The following is a 17,084-nucleotide window of genomic DNA, read 5'->3' on the forward strand; positions in this document are numbered from 1 at the left end:
ACCATTCCTCTTTCGCAATATATCACGATCATAAAGCAATTTGATCGGCAAGCAAGATGGATATTTTGTCGAAGGTATCAGGCGTGCGAAACGACCGGCCCACGGCGCTCGCCGCGGCACTCGCGGCACTCCTGGCGATCTCCGGCTGCACCGACGAGAAGACGCCCACGGAAACGCCCGTGCCGGTCCACTTCGTCGAGGCAAAAGCCAAGACCTTCGAGAAGACGGTGTCGCTGACCGGCACGATCGTGGCGCGCAATACCTCGACCTATTCCTTCGAGACAGGCGGGCGGGTCACCGATGTCTTCGTCGACGTCGGCGATCAGGTCGAGCCGGGTACGGTTCTGGCAAAGATCGAACCGACGCAGCAGCAGGCGGACGTGGCCTCGGCAAAGGCCAAGGTCGATTCGGCCGAGGCCTCGCTCGCGCAGGCAACGGCCGCATTCGAGCGCCAGCGCCAGCTGCTCGCCAAGGGTTTCACCACCCGTTCGGACTATGACACGGCCGAACAGACCCTTGCCTCCGCGCAGAGCACGCTCAATACGGCCAAGTCCGATCTGGTTACCGCCAACAAAAGCCTCAGCGACACGGTTTTGCGGTCGGATGCCAAAGGCGTCATCACCAGCCGCAGCGTCGATCCGGGGCAGGTCGTCACGGCGGCCCAGTCGGCATTCGGCTTCGCCAAGAGCGGGGCGCTCGATGCCGTGTTCAAGATTCAGGAACAGCTCCTGATTTCGGAACGCAAGCCGTCTGCGATCGAGGTGGCGCTGGTCGAGGATCCGTCGGTGAAGGCGATCGGCCGGATCCGCGAGGTTTCGCCGCTGATCGACAGCAGCACCGGCACCGTTCAGGTCAAGCTCGGTCTCGAAAATCCGCCGCAAAAGATGACCCTCGGCTCCGCCGTGGTCGGGCGGGAAACCGGCGACGCGCCGGAAAAGGCGATCAGCCTGCCATGGTCTTCGCTGATCGAGAAGGACGGCAAGCCCGCGGTCTGGGTCGTCCAGGACGGCGACAAGGCCAAGCTGACCGAGATCGCGATCGCCGCCTATCGCACCGATGACATCCTCGTCGCCAGTGGCATCGAAGAGGGGGCGCGGGTCGTCACCGATGGCTCGCAGCTCGTCCTGCCCGGCGCCCGGCTCGACCCGGTGGCGGAAACGAGCGAGGCGAAGTGATGATGAGAACGATCCTGTCCGCACTCGCCGGACTGATGCTTCTGGCCGGTTGCAGCGGCTCGGAGGAAGAGCAGGCACCGGCCGCGCCGCGTCCGGTCCTGACGACCGTTCTGGCAAAGAGCGACCCGCAGATCCTCGGATATAGCGGCACTGTCGAGCCACGCTTCGAGACGCAGCTGGCCTTTCGCGTTCTCGGCCGGATCGTCTCGCGTTCGGTCAATGTCGGCGACGAGGTGACGAAGGGCGAGCCCGTCGCGGCGGTAAACGCCGAGACACTCAATGCCGATCTGCGCTCGGCGGCCGCCCAGCTCGAAAGCGCGGAGATCGAGGCCAAGACGGCGCGCGCCTCTTTCGAGAGAACCCAGCAGCTGTTCAAGGACAAGGCCGTCGCACAGTCAGACGTCGATACTTCCCGCCAGAGCCTCAGCTCGGCCGAGGCCAATCTCGTCAGTGCCAAGGCCGAACTCTCCAAGGCGAAGAACTCGCTCTCCTATGCCGAGCTCACCGCGCCGTTCGATGGCGTCATCACGGCGCGGGAGGCCGATGTCGGCCAGGTCGTGTCGGCCGGCGAAGAGGTGATGACCCTGGCACGCACCGACCAGCGCGAGGCTGTGATCGACGTCCCGGTGGAGCTTGCCGGAAAGATCACGCTCGGCAGCAAATTCGAGGTGGTTCTGCAGATCGCCGCATCGAAGAAGGTGACGGGCACCGTGCGCGAAATGGCCCCGCAGGCGGATACGGCGACGCGGACGATCCGCGTCAGGATCCACCTCGACAATCCGCCGGCGGCGTTCCGGCTCGGCTCGCTGATCACCGCGATACCCGCCGAGCGCGCGGACAAGCCGATCATCCTGCTTCCGCCGGGTGCGGTGCTGGAGGAGGACGGCAAGACGATGCTCTGGATCGTCGATACCAAGGCCAAGACCGTCCACAAACAGCCGGTCGTCGTCGAAAGAGACGGTGGCGGCCAGATACTCCTCGTCTCCGGCGCCGAGCCGGGCACCGTCATCGTCATCGCCGGTGTCCATAGTCTGAAGGAAGGACAAGCGGTTTCGCTGTCAAAGGGGCTCCAATCGTGAAGTCTTTCAATCTCTCGGACTGGGCGCTCCACCATCGCTCCATGATCTGGTTCTTCATGCTGGTGGCGTGTGTCGCCGGCATGTTTTCCTACCTCAATCTCGGCCGTGAGGAAGATCCCAACTTCACCATCAAGACCATGGTCGTTTCCGCCTCGATGCCCGGCGCGACCGTCAAGGAGATGGCCGAGCAGGTCACCGACCGGATCGAAAAGAAGCTGCAGGAGCTCGACAGCCTCGATTACACCCGCTCGATCACGACGCCCGGCCAGACCGTCGTCTTCGTCAATCTTCTCCCCACGACAAAGGCGAAGGTCGTCCCCGACGTGTGGAAGAAGGTCCGCGACAAGATGTCGGACATCAAGGGCGATTTTCCCTCCGAGTTCCAGGGCTTCGGCTTCAACGACGAATTCGGCGACGTGTTCGGCAACATCTATGCCTTCACCGCCGACGGCATCAGCGAGCGTCAGCTGCGCGACTATGTCGAGGCAGTCCGCACGCAGGTGATCCAGCTTCCCGAAGCCGGCAAGGTCGAACTCGTCGGCGAACAGGACGAGGCGATCTATCTGGAATTCTCCCTGCGGCGGATCGCGGGGCTCGGCCTCGATCAGAGCGCGGTCATCAATACGCTGGAGGCGCAGAACGCCATCGCGCCTTCCGGGGTCATCCAGTCGGGGCCCGAACGCATCCTCGTGCGGGTCTCGGGGCAGTACACATCGGAAGCCAGCCTCGAGGACATCAATCTGAGGGTCAACGACCGCTTCTTCCGCCTTTCCGACGTCGCCACGATCCGGCGCGGATACGAAGATCCGCCGACTTCGCTGTTCCGTTATGACGGGAAGCCGGCGATCGGCCTTGCGATCGGCATGCGCGCCGGCGGCAACATCGTCGATTTCGGTTCTGCGCTGAAGAAGGACATGGCGCGGATCGTCGGCGAACTGCCGATCGGCGTCGGCGTCCATCAGGTGGCCGACCAGTCGGCCGTGGTGGAAGAATCCGTCGGTGGCTTCACCCGGGCACTGTTCGAGGCCGTGGCGATCGTTCTCGTCGTCAGCTTCGTCAGCCTCGGCTTCCGGGCCGGCCTCGTCGTGACGCTCTCGATTCCGCTGGTCCTTGCGATGACATTCGTCGGCATGGAGATCGCCGGGGTCACGCTGCAGCGCATTTCGCTCGGCGCGCTGATCATCGCTCTCGGTCTCCTCGTCGACGACGCCATGATCGCCATCGAGACGATGGTCTCGCGGCTCGAGATCGGCGAAAGTCGCGAGAAGGCCGCGAGCTTCGCCTGGACGTCGATCGCTTTTCCGATGCTGTCGGGAACGCTGGTGACGGTCGCCGGCTTCCTGCCGATCGGTTTCAACAATTCCAATGCCGGCGAATATACGTTCTCGCTGTTCATCGTCATCGCGCTGGCGCTGCTCCTGTCATGGATCGTCGCGGTCCTGTTCACGCCGTTGATCGGCGTGATGATCCTGCCGAAGACGATGCACCGACACGACGCCAAGCCGGGGCGGGTGAAACGCGCCTTCACGGCGGTGCTGCGAGCGGCGATGCGCTGGCGCTGGCTGACGATCATCATCACCGTCGCCCTGTTCGCGACCTCGATCTACGGGATGAAATTCGTCCAGCAGCAGTTCTTCCCGACCTCGGACCGGCCGGAACTCATCGTCGATTTCACCCTCCGTCACAACGCCGCCATCGCCGACACCAGGGCACAGATGGACAAGCTCGAGGCGACGTTCGCCAAGGACGACGACATCGATCACTGGACGTCCTATGTCGGACGCTCGGCCGAGCGCTTTCTCCTCTCCTACGACGTTCAGCCGGACAATCCGTTCTTCGGTCAGATCGTGATCGTTCCCAAGAATCTGGAAGCGCGCGAGCGGGTGAAGGCGCGGGTGAAGGAGTTTGCCAGCAAGAACCTCATCGGCACCGATGTCTTCGTCAAATATCTGGAGCTCGGACCGCCCGTGGGGCGCCCGGTCCAGTACCGGCTGGGCGGCCCGAATATCGATGTCGTTCGCGACCAGGCCCGTCGTCTCGCCGGCGTGATCGCCGAGGACCCCCGCCTGACATCGATCGTCATGGACTGGAACGAGCCGGCCCGGGTGCTGAAGGTCGAAATTCTTCAGGACAAGGCCCGCGCCCTCGGCATCACCTCGCAGGAAATCGCCAACAACCTCAACTCGGTGCTCGACGGCACCACGGTGACGAACGTGCGGGAGGGCATCTATCTCGTGCCGATCATCGCCCGCGGCGTGAAATCGGACCGTGATTCCATCGAGGCGATCGAAAACCTCCAGCTGACGGACTCCGACGGCAACGCCATCCCGCTCGCCAGCCTCGTCAGCTTCGACTACACGATCGAGGATCCGATCCTGTATTCCCGCTCGCGCATCCCGACGATCACGGTCAGCGCCGCGATCAAGGGGTCGGCTCAGCCGGCGACGATCGTCACGGCGCTCGCCCCCAAGATCGCCGCCTTCGAGAAGCAGCTGCCGACCGACTACACCGTCGCGATCGGCGGAGCGGTGGAGTCCAGCGCCGAAAGCCAGGGCCCGATTGCCGCCGTCGTTCCGGTGATGCTGATTGCCATGCTGACGCTGATCATGCTGCAGATGCAGAGCTTCAGGGCGCTGTTCGTGGTCCTGTGCGCTGCCCCGCTCGGCCTCATCGGTGTCGTCGCGGCGCTCGTTCCCTCTGGTGCGCCGCTGGGTTTCGTGGCGATCCTCGGCGTCCTCGCCCTGGTCGGCATCCTGATCCGCAACTCGATCATCCTCGTTCATCAGATCGACGTGTTGCGCGAGGAGGGCATGCATCCCTGGCTGGCGGTGTTCGAGGCGAGCGAGATGCGCGCGCGACCGATCGTCCTGACGGCGGCGGCGGCCAGTCTCGCCCTCATCCCGATCTCGCGCGAGATCTTCTGGGGGCCGATGGCCTATGCGATGATGGGCGGCATCATCGCGGGGACGCTCATCACGCTGCTGTTCATCCCGGCTCTGTATCTCGTGGTGTTCCGCATCCGGCAGCCCAAGGACGGCGATCTGCCTTCGACGGATCACGTGATCGCGCCACACGGCAGCGGCGGCGGTTCGTCGGAAGCCGGCCCGCAGACTACTGCTGGCCAATCGGAGGAGCCGGGCGGAAAGCCAGCGCCGGCCTGACGCTTCGGCCTGGGACGTCGCCCGACCGATCTTGATCTGACCTGCCCCGGCTTCGGCCGGGGCATTTTTTTGTCTGTCAGGCGAATATTCTCCCGCGACAGACGAGCAATGATACGACCTTGGTCGTAGATCTCCCTCCACGGGGCTTGCGTTGGCGGCAAATGACGCGCAATGGTACGATCATTGCGGATGGGAGGTCCGAACAGCTTCATGGGGTACGAGCGTTCCACGATCGATGGAGAGCGGTCGAGTCGCACCGTTGCGCTCGCCGCCGAGTTCGGCCGCATGATCACCGCAGGCAATCTCGTCATCGGCGAGGCCCTGCCGATCGAGAAGGAAATCCAGGTCAGTCGCGGCGTCTCGCGCACGGTGGTGCGGGAGGCAATCCGCCATCTCGCCGCCAAGGGCCTCGTCAGCGTCGGTCCCAAGGTCGGCACCAAGGTGCGGCCGCGCAACGACTGGAACATGCTCGACGCCGACGTCATGGCCTGGCATCTGACGCCGCCGGTGCGCCGCCCCTTCATCGAAGCCCTCTACGAAATGCGGCTGATCAACGAGCCGAACGCCGCACGGCTTGCGGCAAGCCGGATCGACGGGGCGCAGGGCGAGCGCCTCGAGGATGCTCTGAGAGGCATGCGTGACAACCCGCGCGGCTCGCCGGAGCTGATCGCGGCCGATCTCGATTTTCACCGCATCATCCTGGAGGCGACGGGCAATCCTCTCCTCAATTCGCTCGGTGCCTTGATCGAGCGCAGCCTGTCGATCTCGTTTTCGCTGTCCTGGCGGCAGAACCCCCAGGACGAGACGGTGCGCCAGCACGAGCGGGTGATGCAGGCGATCCTTTCGGGCGACGGCGATGCGGCAGAATTGTTCATGCGACGGCTCATCGAGAGCGCATTCAACGACGTGATTCATGCCCTTTACGCCAACGGCGAAGGGGAAGCGGAGGCCGCAGGCATGCGTGCAGGCGGAAGACAGTTCGAGCAGCGCCGATCGGGCGGGGCTTGAGGTGAAAGGGACGCCGCGTGGCGTCTGCAACGGTCAGGGAGGTGACGTGACCATGATGATGAGGACAATTCTAACCGGTATGGCCGCCGCGGTCGTGGCTCTGGCAAGCCCGCTCGGCGCCAGCGCCCAGGACAAGGGCACGATCGGCATCGCCATGCCGACCAAGTCTTCGGCCCGCTGGATCGCCGATGGCGACAACATGGTCAAGCAGTTCAAGGAAGCCGGTTACGACGCCAACCTGCAATATGCCGAGGACGACATCCCGAACCAGGTGAACCAGGTCGAGAACATGATCACCACGGGCGTCAAGGCGCTGGTGATCGCGGCGATCGATGGTACCACCCTGTCGAACACGCTCGCCAACGCCGCCGCGTCCGGCATTCCGGTGATCGCCTATGACCGCCTGATCCGCGATACGCCGGATGTCGACTATTACGCGACCTTCGACAATTTCCAGGTCGGCGTTCTCCAGGCGCAGTCGCTGGTCGACGGCCTGAAGCAGCGCTTTCCCGATCAGGACAGCTGGAACGTCGAGCTCTTCGGCGGGTCGCCCGACGACAACAACGCCTACTTCTTCTACAACGGCGCGATGAGCGTGCTGCAGCCGATGATCGACGAGGGCAAGATCAAGATCCCCTCCGGCCAGATGGGCATGGACAAGGTCGGCACGCTGCGCTGGGATGGCTCGGTCGCCCAGGCGCGCATGGATAACCTTCTGTCGGCCAACTACACCGGCGACCAGAAGGTCAACGGCGTGCTGTCGCCTTATGACGGCCTCTCCATCGGCATCATCTCCTCGCTGAAGGGCGTCGGCTACGGCTCCGGCGACCTCGAAATGCCGATCATCACCGGCCAGGACGCCGAAGTCCCGTCCGTCAAGGCGATCCTTCGCGGCGACCAGTATTCGACGATCTTCAAGGACACCCGCGAACTCGCCAAGGTGACCGTTCAGATGGTCAACGCGGTGCTGACCGACGGCAAGCCGGAGGTCAACGACACCAAGACCTACGACAACGGCGTCAAGGTCGTGCCGTCCTACCTGTTGAAGCCGGTACTCGTGACCAAGGACAACTGGGAAAAGGTGCTGGTCGACAGCGGCTACTACACCGAAGACCAGATCAAGTGATCCGGCCGCGCGGGCAAGACGTCCGCGCGATCATCCTTGCGGCGCGGCGACGAGGGTCGACGCGTCGCCTCGGTCGGTCTTTTCTCCGGCCTGACCACAATCCAGCATCATGCCGTTCGCAGGGCGCGACGAGATCGCGGCGCGGGCGCTTCGAGACGGACCGCCATGGGCACCATTTTGCAGATGCGCGAGATCACCAAGACCTTTCCGGGGGTGATCGCGCTCGACAATGTCAATCTCAGCGTCGAGGAGGGCGAGATCCATGCTCTCGTCGGCGAGAATGGCGCCGGAAAATCGACCCTGATGAAGGTTTTGTCCGGTGTCTATCCGCACGGCTCCTATGACGGGATCATCGAGTTCAAGGGCGAGGAATGCCGCTTTTCCGGCATCGCCGATTCGGAAAAGCGCGGCATCATCATCATCCACCAGGAGCTGGCGCTCGTGCCGCTGCTGTCGATCGCCGAGAACATCTTTCTGGGCAACGAGCGGGCGAATGGCGGGGTGATCGACTGGTCGCAGACGTTCGGCCGCACCCGCGAGCTTCTCGCCAAGGTGGGGCTGAAGGAATCGCCCCAGACCCGCGTCACCGATCTCGGCCTCGGCAAGCAGCAACTCGTCGAGATCGCCAAGGCGCTGTCCAAGGAGGTGAAGCTCCTGATCCTCGACGAGCCGACCTCGAGCCTCAACGAGACCGACTCGGAGGCGCTTCTGAAGCTGCTTCTGGAGTTCAAGGCGGCGGGCATCTCCTCGATCCTGATTTCCCACAAGCTGAACGAGATCTCCAAGGTCGCCGACACCATCACCGTCCTGCGCGACGGTTCGGCCGTCTCGACCCTCGATGCCGATGGCGGCAACGTCTCGGAGGCCGACATCATCCGCGACATGGTCGGCCGCAGCCTCAACGACCGCTACCCGCCGCGTGAGCCGAAGATCGGCGAGACGATCTTCGAGGTGAAGAACTGGACGGCCCATCACCCGCAGCATTCCGAGCGCAAGGTCTGCGACGACGTCAGTTTTCACGTGAAAGCCGGCGAGGTCGTCGGCATCGCCGGGCTGATGGGGGCAGGGCGGACCGAACTTGCCATGAGCCTATTCGGCAAATCCTACGGCGTCGACATCTCCGGCGAAGTGAGGATGCACGGGAAGGCGGTCGACGTCTCGACCGTCAATCGGGCGATCAATGCCGGCATCTGCTATGCCACCGAGGATCGCAAGACCTACGGCCTCGTCCTAGACGACACCATCCGCCGCAACATTCCGCTCGCCAATCTCGATGGTATCGCCAACGGCATCGTCGTCGACGAGAACCGCGAGCTCGCCGTCGCCGGCGACTATCGCCAGCGCATCCGGATCAAGTGTTCTTCGACGGCGCAGGAGGTGATCAATCTTTCCGGAGGCAACCAGCAGAAGGTGGTGCTGGCAAAATGGCTCTTCGCCGGGCCGGAAGTGCTGATCCTCGACGAGCCGACCCGGGGCATCGATGTCGGGGCGAAATACGAGATCTACGCGATCATCGCCGAGCTGGCCAAGACCGGCAAGGCGATCGTCGTCATCTCCTCGGAGATGCCGGAACTCCTCGGCGTCACCGACCGCATCTACGTCATGAACGAGGGCCGCTTCGTCGGCGAATTGCCGACGAAGGACGCGTCGCAGGAGAAGATCATGTCGCTGATCATCCGCTCCGGCCACAGGAACTGAGGAAACCCGAATGTCGCAAGATGTCATTCACCAGTCGAGCGCTGCGAAGCCGGCGCCGAGCGGAACGGCCGGCGCATCGGCGAGCTTCATCCGCAAGCACATGCGCGAATACGGCATTCTGCTCGCGCTGATCGCCATCATGGCCTTCTTCCAGATCGTCACCGACGGCATTCTTCTCAAGCCGATCAACCTGACCAATCTGATCCTGCAGAACTCCTATGTGATCATCATGGCGCTGGGGATGCTGCTCGTCATCGTCTCCGGCCATATCGATCTGTCGGTCGGCTCCGTTCTCGGCTTCGTCGGGGCGCTGGCGGCGGTGATGATTGTCCAGTGGGACATGAACTACATCCTTGCCGGGGTCATCTGCCTCGCCATCGGGGCGCTGATCGGCGCTCTTCAGGGCTACTGGATCGCCTATTGGAAGATCCCGTCCTTCATCGTCACCCTCGCCGGCATGCTCGTCTTCAAGGGGCTGACGCTCTGGGTGCTGGCCGGCCAATCGGTCGGCCCGTTCCCGCGCGGCTTCCAGCTGATCTCCTCGGGCTTTCTGCCGGATGTCTTCGGCATCAAGGGGTTCAATCTCCTGTCGATGCTGCTGGGTCTCGCCGTCGTCGCGGTGATGCTGGTCTTCGCCTTGCGCTCGCGCTTTCGCAATCGCGGCTCCAGCCATGACGATGAGCCGGCGCTGTTCTTCTTCGGCCGCAACTTCATCCTCGCCGCGGCGATCGTCTACATCACCTGGGCGCTCTCGACCTTTCGCGGCTTTCCCAACGTCCTCGTGGTCATGGCGCTTTTGATCGCCGTCTACTCCTTCATCACCACCCGCACGACCATCGGCCGGCGCATCTATGCCGTCGGCGGTAACGAAAAGGCGACGCGGCTTTCGGGCATCAACACCGAGCGGCTGGTCTTCCTGACCTTCGCCAATATGGGCATGCTCGCGGCGCTGGCCGGCCTCGTCTTCGCCGCCCGGCTCAACACCGCGACGCCCAAGGCCGGCCTCGGCTTCGAGCTCGACGTCATCGCCGCCGTCTTCATCGGCGGCGCCTCCATGGCCGGCGGCGTTGGCACGATCATCGGCGCGGTGATCGGCGCCTTCATCATGGGCGTGATGAACAACGGCATGTCGATCATGGGCATCGGCATCGACTACCAGCAGGTGATCAAGGGCCTCGTCCTGCTCCTCGCCGTCATCTTCGACGTCTACAACAAGAACCGGGCGTGACGACCATGGCGCCCGTCAAGCTCGGCCTCGTCGGCATCGGCAAGATCGCCCGCGACCAGCATCTGCCGTCCTTGTCGCGAAGTGACGATTTCGACCTCGTCGCGGCGGCGAGCCGCAATGCCGGCGTCGAGGGCGTCGCCAACTTCACCTCGACCGGCGAGATGCTGGAGGCGATGCCCGACATCGCCGCAGTCTCTCTATGCATGCCGCCCCAGGCGCGGCACCAAGTGGCGGCCGAGGCGCTGGCGATGGGCAAGCATGTGATGCTCGAAAAGCCCCCGGGCGCCACCCTGTCCGAGGTCGAGCATCTGGCCGGGCTGGCGGCCTCCCACGGCGTTTCGCTCTTCGCCAGCTGGCATTCGCGCGAGGCGCCGGGCGTCGGGCCGGCGCGGGACTGGCTGAAGGGCCAGCGCATCCTTAAGGTCACCGTCACCTGGAAGGAGGACGTGCGCCACTGGCATCCCGGCCAGGACTGGATCTTCGAGGCCGGCGGTCTCGGCGTCTTTGACCCTGGCATCAACGCCTTGTCGATCGTTACGAAGATCCTGCCCTTCCCGATCTGGCTGAATGAGGCCGGGCTCACCTTTCCGCAAAACCGCCAGGCGCCGATCGCCGCCGATCTTGGCTTCGCGGGTCCCAATGGAGAAACGGTCAAAGCCGAGTTCGATTTCCGCCAGACCGGCCCCCAGACCTGGGACATCGTCGTCGAGACCGACGGCGGAACACTGACACTGTCGATGGGCGGGGCGAAGCTTGCGATCGACGGCGAAGACCGCCCCCTGCCGCCGGAGGCCGAATATGACGGGCTTTACGCCCGCTTCGCCGCCCTGATCGCGGCGGGCGATTCGGAAGTCGATCTTTCGCCGCTCCACCATGTCGCCGACGCCTTCCTGCTCGGGCGGCGCGAATTCACCGAAGCGTTCCATTTCGATCCGCCGGCCGGATCATGACCGGCTTTGTAGCGCTTGCGGACTGGGGCACCACCTCGCTCCGGCTCTGGCTGATCGACGATGAGGGCGCCGTCCTCGCCGAACGCCGCAGCACAGAGGGCATGGCGACGGCGACGCGGGAGCCCGGCGGCTTTGCAGGCGTGCTGGATCGCCATCTCGCCGCCCTCGACGCGCCCGCGGATCTGCCGGTCGTCGCCTGCGGCATGGTCGGGGCGAAGCAGGGCTGGGCCGAGGCGGCCTATGTCGAGACACCGGCCGATCCCTCGACGCTCGCTGCCGGCGCGATCAGGGTGCCCGAGGCCGCGCGGCCGGTCTTCATTCTGCCCGGCGTCTGCCAGCGCGCGGAGGGACGCTCCGACGTCATGCGCGGCGAGGAGACGCAGATCCTCGGTCTCGATTTCGGTGACGATCCCATGAGAGCGGAACGGCAGCTCGTCTGCCTGCCCGGCACCCATTCGAAATGGGTGACGGTGGCAAGGGGGCGGATCACGGGGTTTTCGACATTCGTGACCGGTGATCTCTTCGCCGCGATCTCCGGCCACACGATCCTCAGCCACTCCATGCCGACCGGCGACAAGACCTTCGACGAGGCGGCCTTTGTGGCGGCGGCACGGGCCGGCTACGAGCATCCCACGGAAATTTCCAACCGCCTGTTTGCCATCCGGGCCGGCGGGTTGCTGGAGCCGGCGAGCGCGCCGCATGCAGCCTCGACCCTGTCCGGACTGCTCGTCGCGCTCGAAATCGCGGGCGCGGGCTCACTCTTCGGCCGGCTGGACGGGCAGGCCATCCGGCTCGTTGCGGCGGGCGCGCTCGCCGCGCGTTATGCGGCGGCCTTTCGCGCTCTCGGCCTCGGCGTTATCGAGGAAGATGGCGAGGCCGCCGTGCGGCGCGGCCTTTTCGCTGCGGCAAGAAAGATCCTGGCATGACGAGACGCATTCCCTGGCCGAAGATGAAGCGCGATCTCGTCGCGATCCTGCGCGGGCTTTCGCCGGCCGATTGCGACGCCGTCGTCTCCGGTCTGATCGAAGCCGGCTTCGAGGCGATCGAGATCCCGCTGAACTCGCCCGATCCGTTCCGTTCGATCGAGATGGCGGCAAAACGTGCGCCGCAAACGGTCCTCATCGGCGCCGGCACGGTGCTCGACGTTGCCGCCGTCGACCGTCTTGCCGATTGCGGCGGGCGGCTTCTGGTCAGCCCGAATGTCGACGGCAGCGTTTTGTCCCGGGCCAACGAGCGGGGCCTCGTGACGATGCCCGGCGTCTTCACCGCGACGGAAGCGCTTGCCGCGGCGAGCCTCGGCGCGACGGCGCTGAAGTTCTTTCCCGCAAGCGTGCTCGGGCCTTCGGGGATCAGGGCGATCCGCGCGGTGCTGCCGGCTGATCTTCCCGTCGGCGCCGTCGGCGGTGTCTCGGAAACGGATTTCGAAGCTTATGCCGCGGTCGGCATCCGCCATTTCGGCCTCGGTTCCTCGCTCTACAAGCCGGGCGACGACGCGGCGGCGGTGAGAGAGCGAGCGGAAGTGGCTGTCACGGCCTACGACGCGGTGTTCGGGCCGTAGACTTGCCTCAGACGGCCGTCTTCAACGCCTCATCGATGTAGATTTCGCGCAGCCGCGTGGCGATTTCGCCCGGCCGGCCGTCGCCGATCGTGGTTCCGTCGATCTCGACCACCGGCAGGACGAAGCTCGAGGCCGAGGTGATGAAGGCCTCGCGGGCGACTTTCGCCTCCTCGACCGTGAACGGCCGTTCTTCCACGGCAAGGCCGCTCTCCGCCGCAAGCCGCAGGACGGCCTTGCGCGTGATGCCGTGCAGGATCGCATGGTTCAGCGGGCGGGTGATCAGCGTGCCGCCCGCATCGACGATATAGGCGTTGTTGGAGGAGCCTTCGGTCACGCAGCCATCCTCGACCATCCAGGCGTCGTCGACGCCGCGCCGCTTGGCTTCCATCTTCGCCATCGAGGGATAGAGGAGCTGCACGGTCTTGATGTCCCGGCGGGCCCAGCGAAGGTCCGGCACCGTGACGACGCGCAGGCCGGTCTTGGCCGCGGGCTTGTCGCGGAGGGAGGCAGACTGGGTGAAGAGGACCAGCGAAGGCTTCGTGTCGTCTGCCGGGAAGAGAAAATCGCGATCGGCGGCGCCGCGTGTCACCTGCATGTAGATCATGCCTTCGACGAGGTCGTTCTTCTCGACGAGCTGCCGATGGATCGACAGGAGCTTGTCCTCCTGCGCCGGCTCGCGCAGCTCGAGCTCCGCGAGCGAGCGCCGCAACCGCGCCATGTGGCCGGAAAAGTCGATCAGCTTGCCGTCGAGAACGCCCGTCACCTCGTAGACACCGTCGGCAAACAGGAAGCCGCGATCGAAGATCGACACGACGGCTTCGGTTTCCGGGCAGAAGACACCGTTCACATAGACCGTCCGCATCCGAAAAATCCCGCTTTGGCTTCGAGCCGTTCGATTTTTTTGGCGCGTTATAGATCGGGGCCTTCGCCATGACTATCAGCCGGCCAGAAAAATCCAGTTTTACGAAAGCTTCAGGAGATCGCCCCATTCTGGGCCGATTGCCACCGCGTATCGGGAAGCGCCGCGTATCATGGTCGACCAGTCGTTCGAGACGATCCTTGAGGGGGTCGCCGCCAGGCACGAAGACAAGAGCTGGCGTTCGGTGCTGAACAGGGCGTCGAACGGCATGATGTCGGTCATCGGCATGCGAAAGGGCCCGAAGATCGCCGAAACCGTCTCGCGGACGGCAACCGCCCGTGCCGCCTATGAGGAGGATTTCGACGACGAGGAAGATTTCTCCGAGTTCGATCCGCCCAAGCCCGAGGCCGCGCAAGCCCGCGACACGCGACAAGAGACGGAGCCGCCGAAGGCTGCGCATTCGGCCGAACCGGGGAAGGGCCGGCAGGGCTCTGCTGCCCAGGCCGAAGCCGCATACGCCAAAGCCGTGGAAGATGCGCCGGCGCCCGGCGCGCCGACCACCGACCCTTACGAGATCGCCAGGGAGCTCAACATCCTCACCGCAAGCTCGGTGAAGGATCTCCTCGACGCACGGCGCAATTTTGCCCGCAAGAACCACCCGGACCGTATGCCGATCCTCTATCGCCCCCAGGCGAACACCCGCATGCAGATCGCCAACCGGCTCATCGACGACGCCATCGCGAAGATGAGCGGGCAGGGCCGTCGCTGAAACGCCATCTGCCGGCCGCCGCTGGCTCCAACAGTCCAGTCGTGCCGAGGCCGCGTCAGCTTTGAAAGCCGGCGGGCAATGGCTTGCGCCGTCGCGGGCCTCCTTGGTAATGCCGATGGACAGTGATTGGCCGCCAGCGGGCGGGCTCATTTTGTTCCATGCGTCGAGGCGTCGTCCTTCGACGATTTCTTTCGAGAGGGTCCGGTTCGAATCACGGGGTGAATTCTTCCCGTGCTCCCACCGGTGCCGGTGGCATCCAACCGAGGCAGGACCGCCCCGTTCATGACCGACCGCCGAGCGTTTCGTCCTCCGATCCAAGCCGCAGACGCGGCGCCTGCCCCGAACCTTCAGCGCGCCCGCGGCAAACTCGAACTCAGGGTCAAGCGTCTGGACGGCCGGACACGGCTCGACGATCTGCATCAGGCCGGATGTCTGAAGCTGAGATTTCCGAAGGTTGCCGGAGCGACCAGCGAGGCCGTGCTGATCAACACCTCGGGCGGTCTGACCGGCGGCGACCGGCTCGATCAGAGTTTTGCGGTCGGGGCGGGGGCGAGCCTTTCCATCACCACCCAGGCCTGCGAGCGCATCTATCGGGCAAGTTCCGGCCGCGCCGAGGTGACGACGCGCATCAGTCTCGGCGAGGACGGTTTCCTCGCCTTTCTGCCGCAGGAGACGATCCTCTTCGACGAGGGCGCGCTCGCCCGCCGGCTGGAGCTGGACGCGCCTGAAAGTGCCGGTTTCGTCCTGTGCGAAAGCGTCATTCTCGGCCGCGAGATGATGGGGGAGACCGTTACGGGCGGTTCGTTCCGCGAAAGCTGGCGCGTGCGGGTCGGTGGCAGGCTGGTCTTTGCCGACGAGACGCGTCTCTCCGGCGCCATCGCCGAAGAGACGGGATCGGCCGCTTCGCTTTCCGGCAACCGGGCTTTTGCCACCCTCCTTTGCCGCAACGAGGCGCCCGAAACCCTGATCGAGGGTCTGCGCGAGACGCTCGGCGAGAATGGCGGGGCGAGCCTCGTCGACGGCCTGATCGTCGCACGTCTCGTCGCCCCCTCGGGCTATCTTCTCAGAAAGCGTCTCGTTCCCGCTCTCGCGGCACTGGCAAAGACCGCCGTGCCCCGGATATGGTCGCTCTGACCTTTCGATCATCCTGAGGAAAACCCGATGCAGCTGACACCCCGCGAAAAGGACAAGCTCCTCGTCTCCATGGCGGCCGTCGTCGCCCGCAAGAGGCTCGAACGCGGCGTCAAGCTGAACCATCCCGAGGCCATCGCTCTCATTACCGACTTCGTCGTCGAGGGCGCGCGCGACGGGCGGTCCGTCGCCGACCTGATGGAGGCGGGCGCCAAGGTGATCACGCGCGATCAGGTGATGGACGGGATCGCGGAAATGATCCATGACGTGCAGATCGAGGCGACCTTTCCGGACGGAACCAAGCTCGTGACGGTGCACGAGCCGATTCGCTGAAACAGCCCGGTCGCTGAAAGAGCCGCTCGACGATTCTGCTTGCCGGCGAAATTTCTCTGACTTAAGTCAGAGATCATGTTTCACGACCCCGTCTCCCGCTTCCGTCGTTTCGCCCGCGCCGTCACCGCCGAGGTCGGCGCGCTGGACAGCTCGTTTCTCGGGCGCGGCAGGCCGCTCGGCGCCGCCCGTGTCCTGAATGCGATCGGCCATGGCAAGCGCGAGGTCGGGGAGATCCGCTCCTATCTCGGGCTCGATTCCGGCCTGGTCAGCCGGCTTCTGCGCGGCCTCGGGGATGAGGGTCTCGTTGCGACGAGCCCGGATCGAAGCGACGGCCGCAAACGGATCGCCACTCTGACGGCGGCCGGCGAGGCGGAGTTCGCCGCCTACGAGGCCCTGGCCAACGAGCGGGCCGAGGCTGCGCTCTCCCGCCATGCCGATACCGAGGCACTTCTCGCCGCCATGGATCTCGTCGCCTCGGCCTTTGGCCGCGACCGGATCGAGTTTCGCGAGATGGATCCGCGATCGGAGGTCGCGCGCCATTGCCTCGGGGAATATTACGCCGAACTCGCAAGGCGGATCGAAGGCGGCTTCGACGTGAAGCTTTCCGCCGATCCCGAAGCGGAGACGATGGTGAGGCCGCGCGGCGCCTTCCTCGTCGCCTTTTCCGACGACATGCCGGTTGGCTGTGTCGGACTGAAGGGGACCTGCAGCGACTATTGCGAGGTGAAGCGGCTGTGGGTCGAGCCTGCGGCGCGTGGTCTCGGCCTTGCCCGCCGCTTCATGGCGCGGGTTGAGGAGATCGCACGGGACCTTGGCGTGCCGGCGCTGCGGCTCGACACCAATAAAGCGTTGCCGGAGGCGATCGCCATGTATCGCAAAACCGGCTGGACCGAGATCGAGCGCTTCAACGACGATCCCTATCCGGATCATTTTTTCGAGAAAAAGTTGTAAAAAGACGAGTGCTCGTGCTCCTGTGAGGTCGTCGGGTCATGTCGCAGCCAGACCGCCG

15 protein-coding genes are annotated in these 17,084 nt (G+C 64.8%); 14 read left to right on the forward strand and 1 reads right to left on the reverse strand.

The window, feature by feature from the left end:
• Window positions 1-83 precede the first annotated feature (83 nt).
• From J6595_RS13270 to J6595_RS13315, 10 genes are all read left to right on the forward strand, one after another.
• Window positions 84-1,175, forward strand: a complete 1,092-nt coding sequence (locus tag J6595_RS13270; RefSeq protein WP_209595049.1) for an efflux RND transporter periplasmic adaptor subunit — start codon at window positions 84-86, stop codon at window positions 1,173-1,175.
• Window positions 1,175-2,254, forward strand: a complete 1,080-nt coding sequence (locus J6595_RS13275; RefSeq protein WP_209595050.1) for an efflux RND transporter periplasmic adaptor subunit — start codon at window positions 1,175-1,177, stop codon at window positions 2,252-2,254. Before J6595_RS13270 ends, J6595_RS13275 begins: the two co-directional genes overlap by 1 nt.
• The gene (locus tag J6595_RS13280; RefSeq protein WP_342453184.1) at window positions 2,251-5,415 is read left to right on the forward strand and encodes an efflux RND transporter permease subunit; all 3,165 of its coding nucleotides are present in this window, start codon (window positions 2,251-2,253) and stop codon (window positions 5,413-5,415) included. Before J6595_RS13275 ends, J6595_RS13280 begins: the two co-directional genes overlap by 4 nt.
• Before the next feature lie 171 nt (window positions 5,416-5,586).
• Window positions 5,587-6,423, forward strand: a complete 837-nt coding sequence (locus tag J6595_RS13285) for a FadR/GntR family transcriptional regulator (RefSeq protein ID WP_245198283.1) — start codon at window positions 5,587-5,589, stop codon at window positions 6,421-6,423.
• A 79-nt stretch (window positions 6,424-6,502) separates the two neighbouring features.
• Window positions 6,503-7,549: a multiple monosaccharide ABC transporter substrate-binding protein gene (gene chvE / locus J6595_RS13290; RefSeq protein ID WP_280891010.1), complete on the forward strand. Its 1,047-nt coding sequence runs from the start codon at window positions 6,503-6,505 to the stop codon at window positions 7,547-7,549.
• A gap of 165 nt (window positions 7,550-7,714) precedes the next feature.
• Window positions 7,715-9,247 (forward strand): multiple monosaccharide ABC transporter ATP-binding protein, encoded by a 1,533-nt coding sequence (mmsA, locus tag J6595_RS13295; RefSeq protein ID WP_209595051.1) that lies wholly within the window; start codon window positions 7,715-7,717, stop codon window positions 9,245-9,247.
• Window positions 9,248-9,257: 10 nt separating this feature from the next.
• Window positions 9,258-10,475, forward strand: coding sequence for a multiple monosaccharide ABC transporter permease (mmsB, locus tag J6595_RS13300; protein WP_209595052.1), 1,218 nt, complete (start codon window positions 9,258-9,260; stop codon window positions 10,473-10,475).
• A 5-nt stretch (window positions 10,476-10,480) separates the two neighbouring features.
• Window positions 10,481-11,425 carry a Gfo/Idh/MocA family protein gene (locus J6595_RS13305; protein WP_209595165.1) on the forward strand — a complete coding sequence of 315 codons (945 nt, stop codon included), beginning with the start codon at window positions 10,481-10,483 and terminating at the stop codon, window positions 11,423-11,425.
• On the forward strand, window positions 11,422-12,351 hold the full coding sequence (locus J6595_RS13310; protein WP_209595053.1) for a 2-dehydro-3-deoxygalactonokinase: 930 nt from the start codon (window positions 11,422-11,424) through the stop codon (window positions 12,349-12,351). Before J6595_RS13305 ends, J6595_RS13310 begins: the two co-directional genes overlap by 4 nt.
• Window positions 12,348-12,983: a 2-dehydro-3-deoxy-6-phosphogalactonate aldolase gene (locus J6595_RS13315; RefSeq protein WP_209595054.1), complete on the forward strand. Its 636-nt coding sequence runs from the start codon at window positions 12,348-12,350 to the stop codon at window positions 12,981-12,983. Before J6595_RS13310 ends, J6595_RS13315 begins: the two co-directional genes overlap by 4 nt.
• 7 nt (window positions 12,984-12,990) lie before the next feature.
• On the opposite strand, the gene J6595_RS13320 is transcribed toward J6595_RS13315, so the two are convergent.
• Entirely contained in the window at window positions 12,991-13,845 is an 855-nt protein-coding gene (locus tag J6595_RS13320; RefSeq protein WP_209595055.1) for a D-amino-acid transaminase, read from the reverse strand.
• A 169-nt stretch (window positions 13,846-14,014) separates the two neighbouring features.
• Between J6595_RS13320 and J6595_RS13325 the strand changes: the two genes are divergently transcribed.
• From J6595_RS13325 to J6595_RS13340, 4 genes are all read left to right on the forward strand, one after another.
• Entirely contained in the window at window positions 14,015-14,611 is a 597-nt protein-coding gene (locus J6595_RS13325) for a hypothetical protein (RefSeq protein WP_209595056.1), read from the forward strand.
• 282 nt (window positions 14,612-14,893) lie between these two features.
• Window positions 14,894-15,745 (forward strand): urease accessory protein UreD, encoded by an 852-nt coding sequence (locus tag J6595_RS13330; protein WP_209595057.1) that lies wholly within the window; start codon window positions 14,894-14,896, stop codon window positions 15,743-15,745.
• A gap of 27 nt (window positions 15,746-15,772) precedes the next feature.
• The gene (locus tag J6595_RS13335; protein ID WP_209595058.1) at window positions 15,773-16,075 is read left to right on the forward strand and encodes an urease subunit gamma; all 303 of its coding nucleotides are present in this window, start codon (window positions 15,773-15,775) and stop codon (window positions 16,073-16,075) included.
• 75 nt (window positions 16,076-16,150) lie between these two features.
• The gene (locus J6595_RS13340) at window positions 16,151-17,026 is read left to right on the forward strand and encodes a bifunctional helix-turn-helix transcriptional regulator/GNAT family N-acetyltransferase (protein WP_209595059.1); all 876 of its coding nucleotides are present in this window, start codon (window positions 16,151-16,153) and stop codon (window positions 17,024-17,026) included.
• Window positions 17,027-17,084: the final 58 nt, after the last annotated feature.

This window comes from Jiella mangrovi (assembly GCF_017815135.1).
Taxonomy (GTDB): domain Bacteria; phylum Pseudomonadota; class Alphaproteobacteria; order Rhizobiales; family Rhizobiaceae; genus Jiella; species Jiella mangrovi.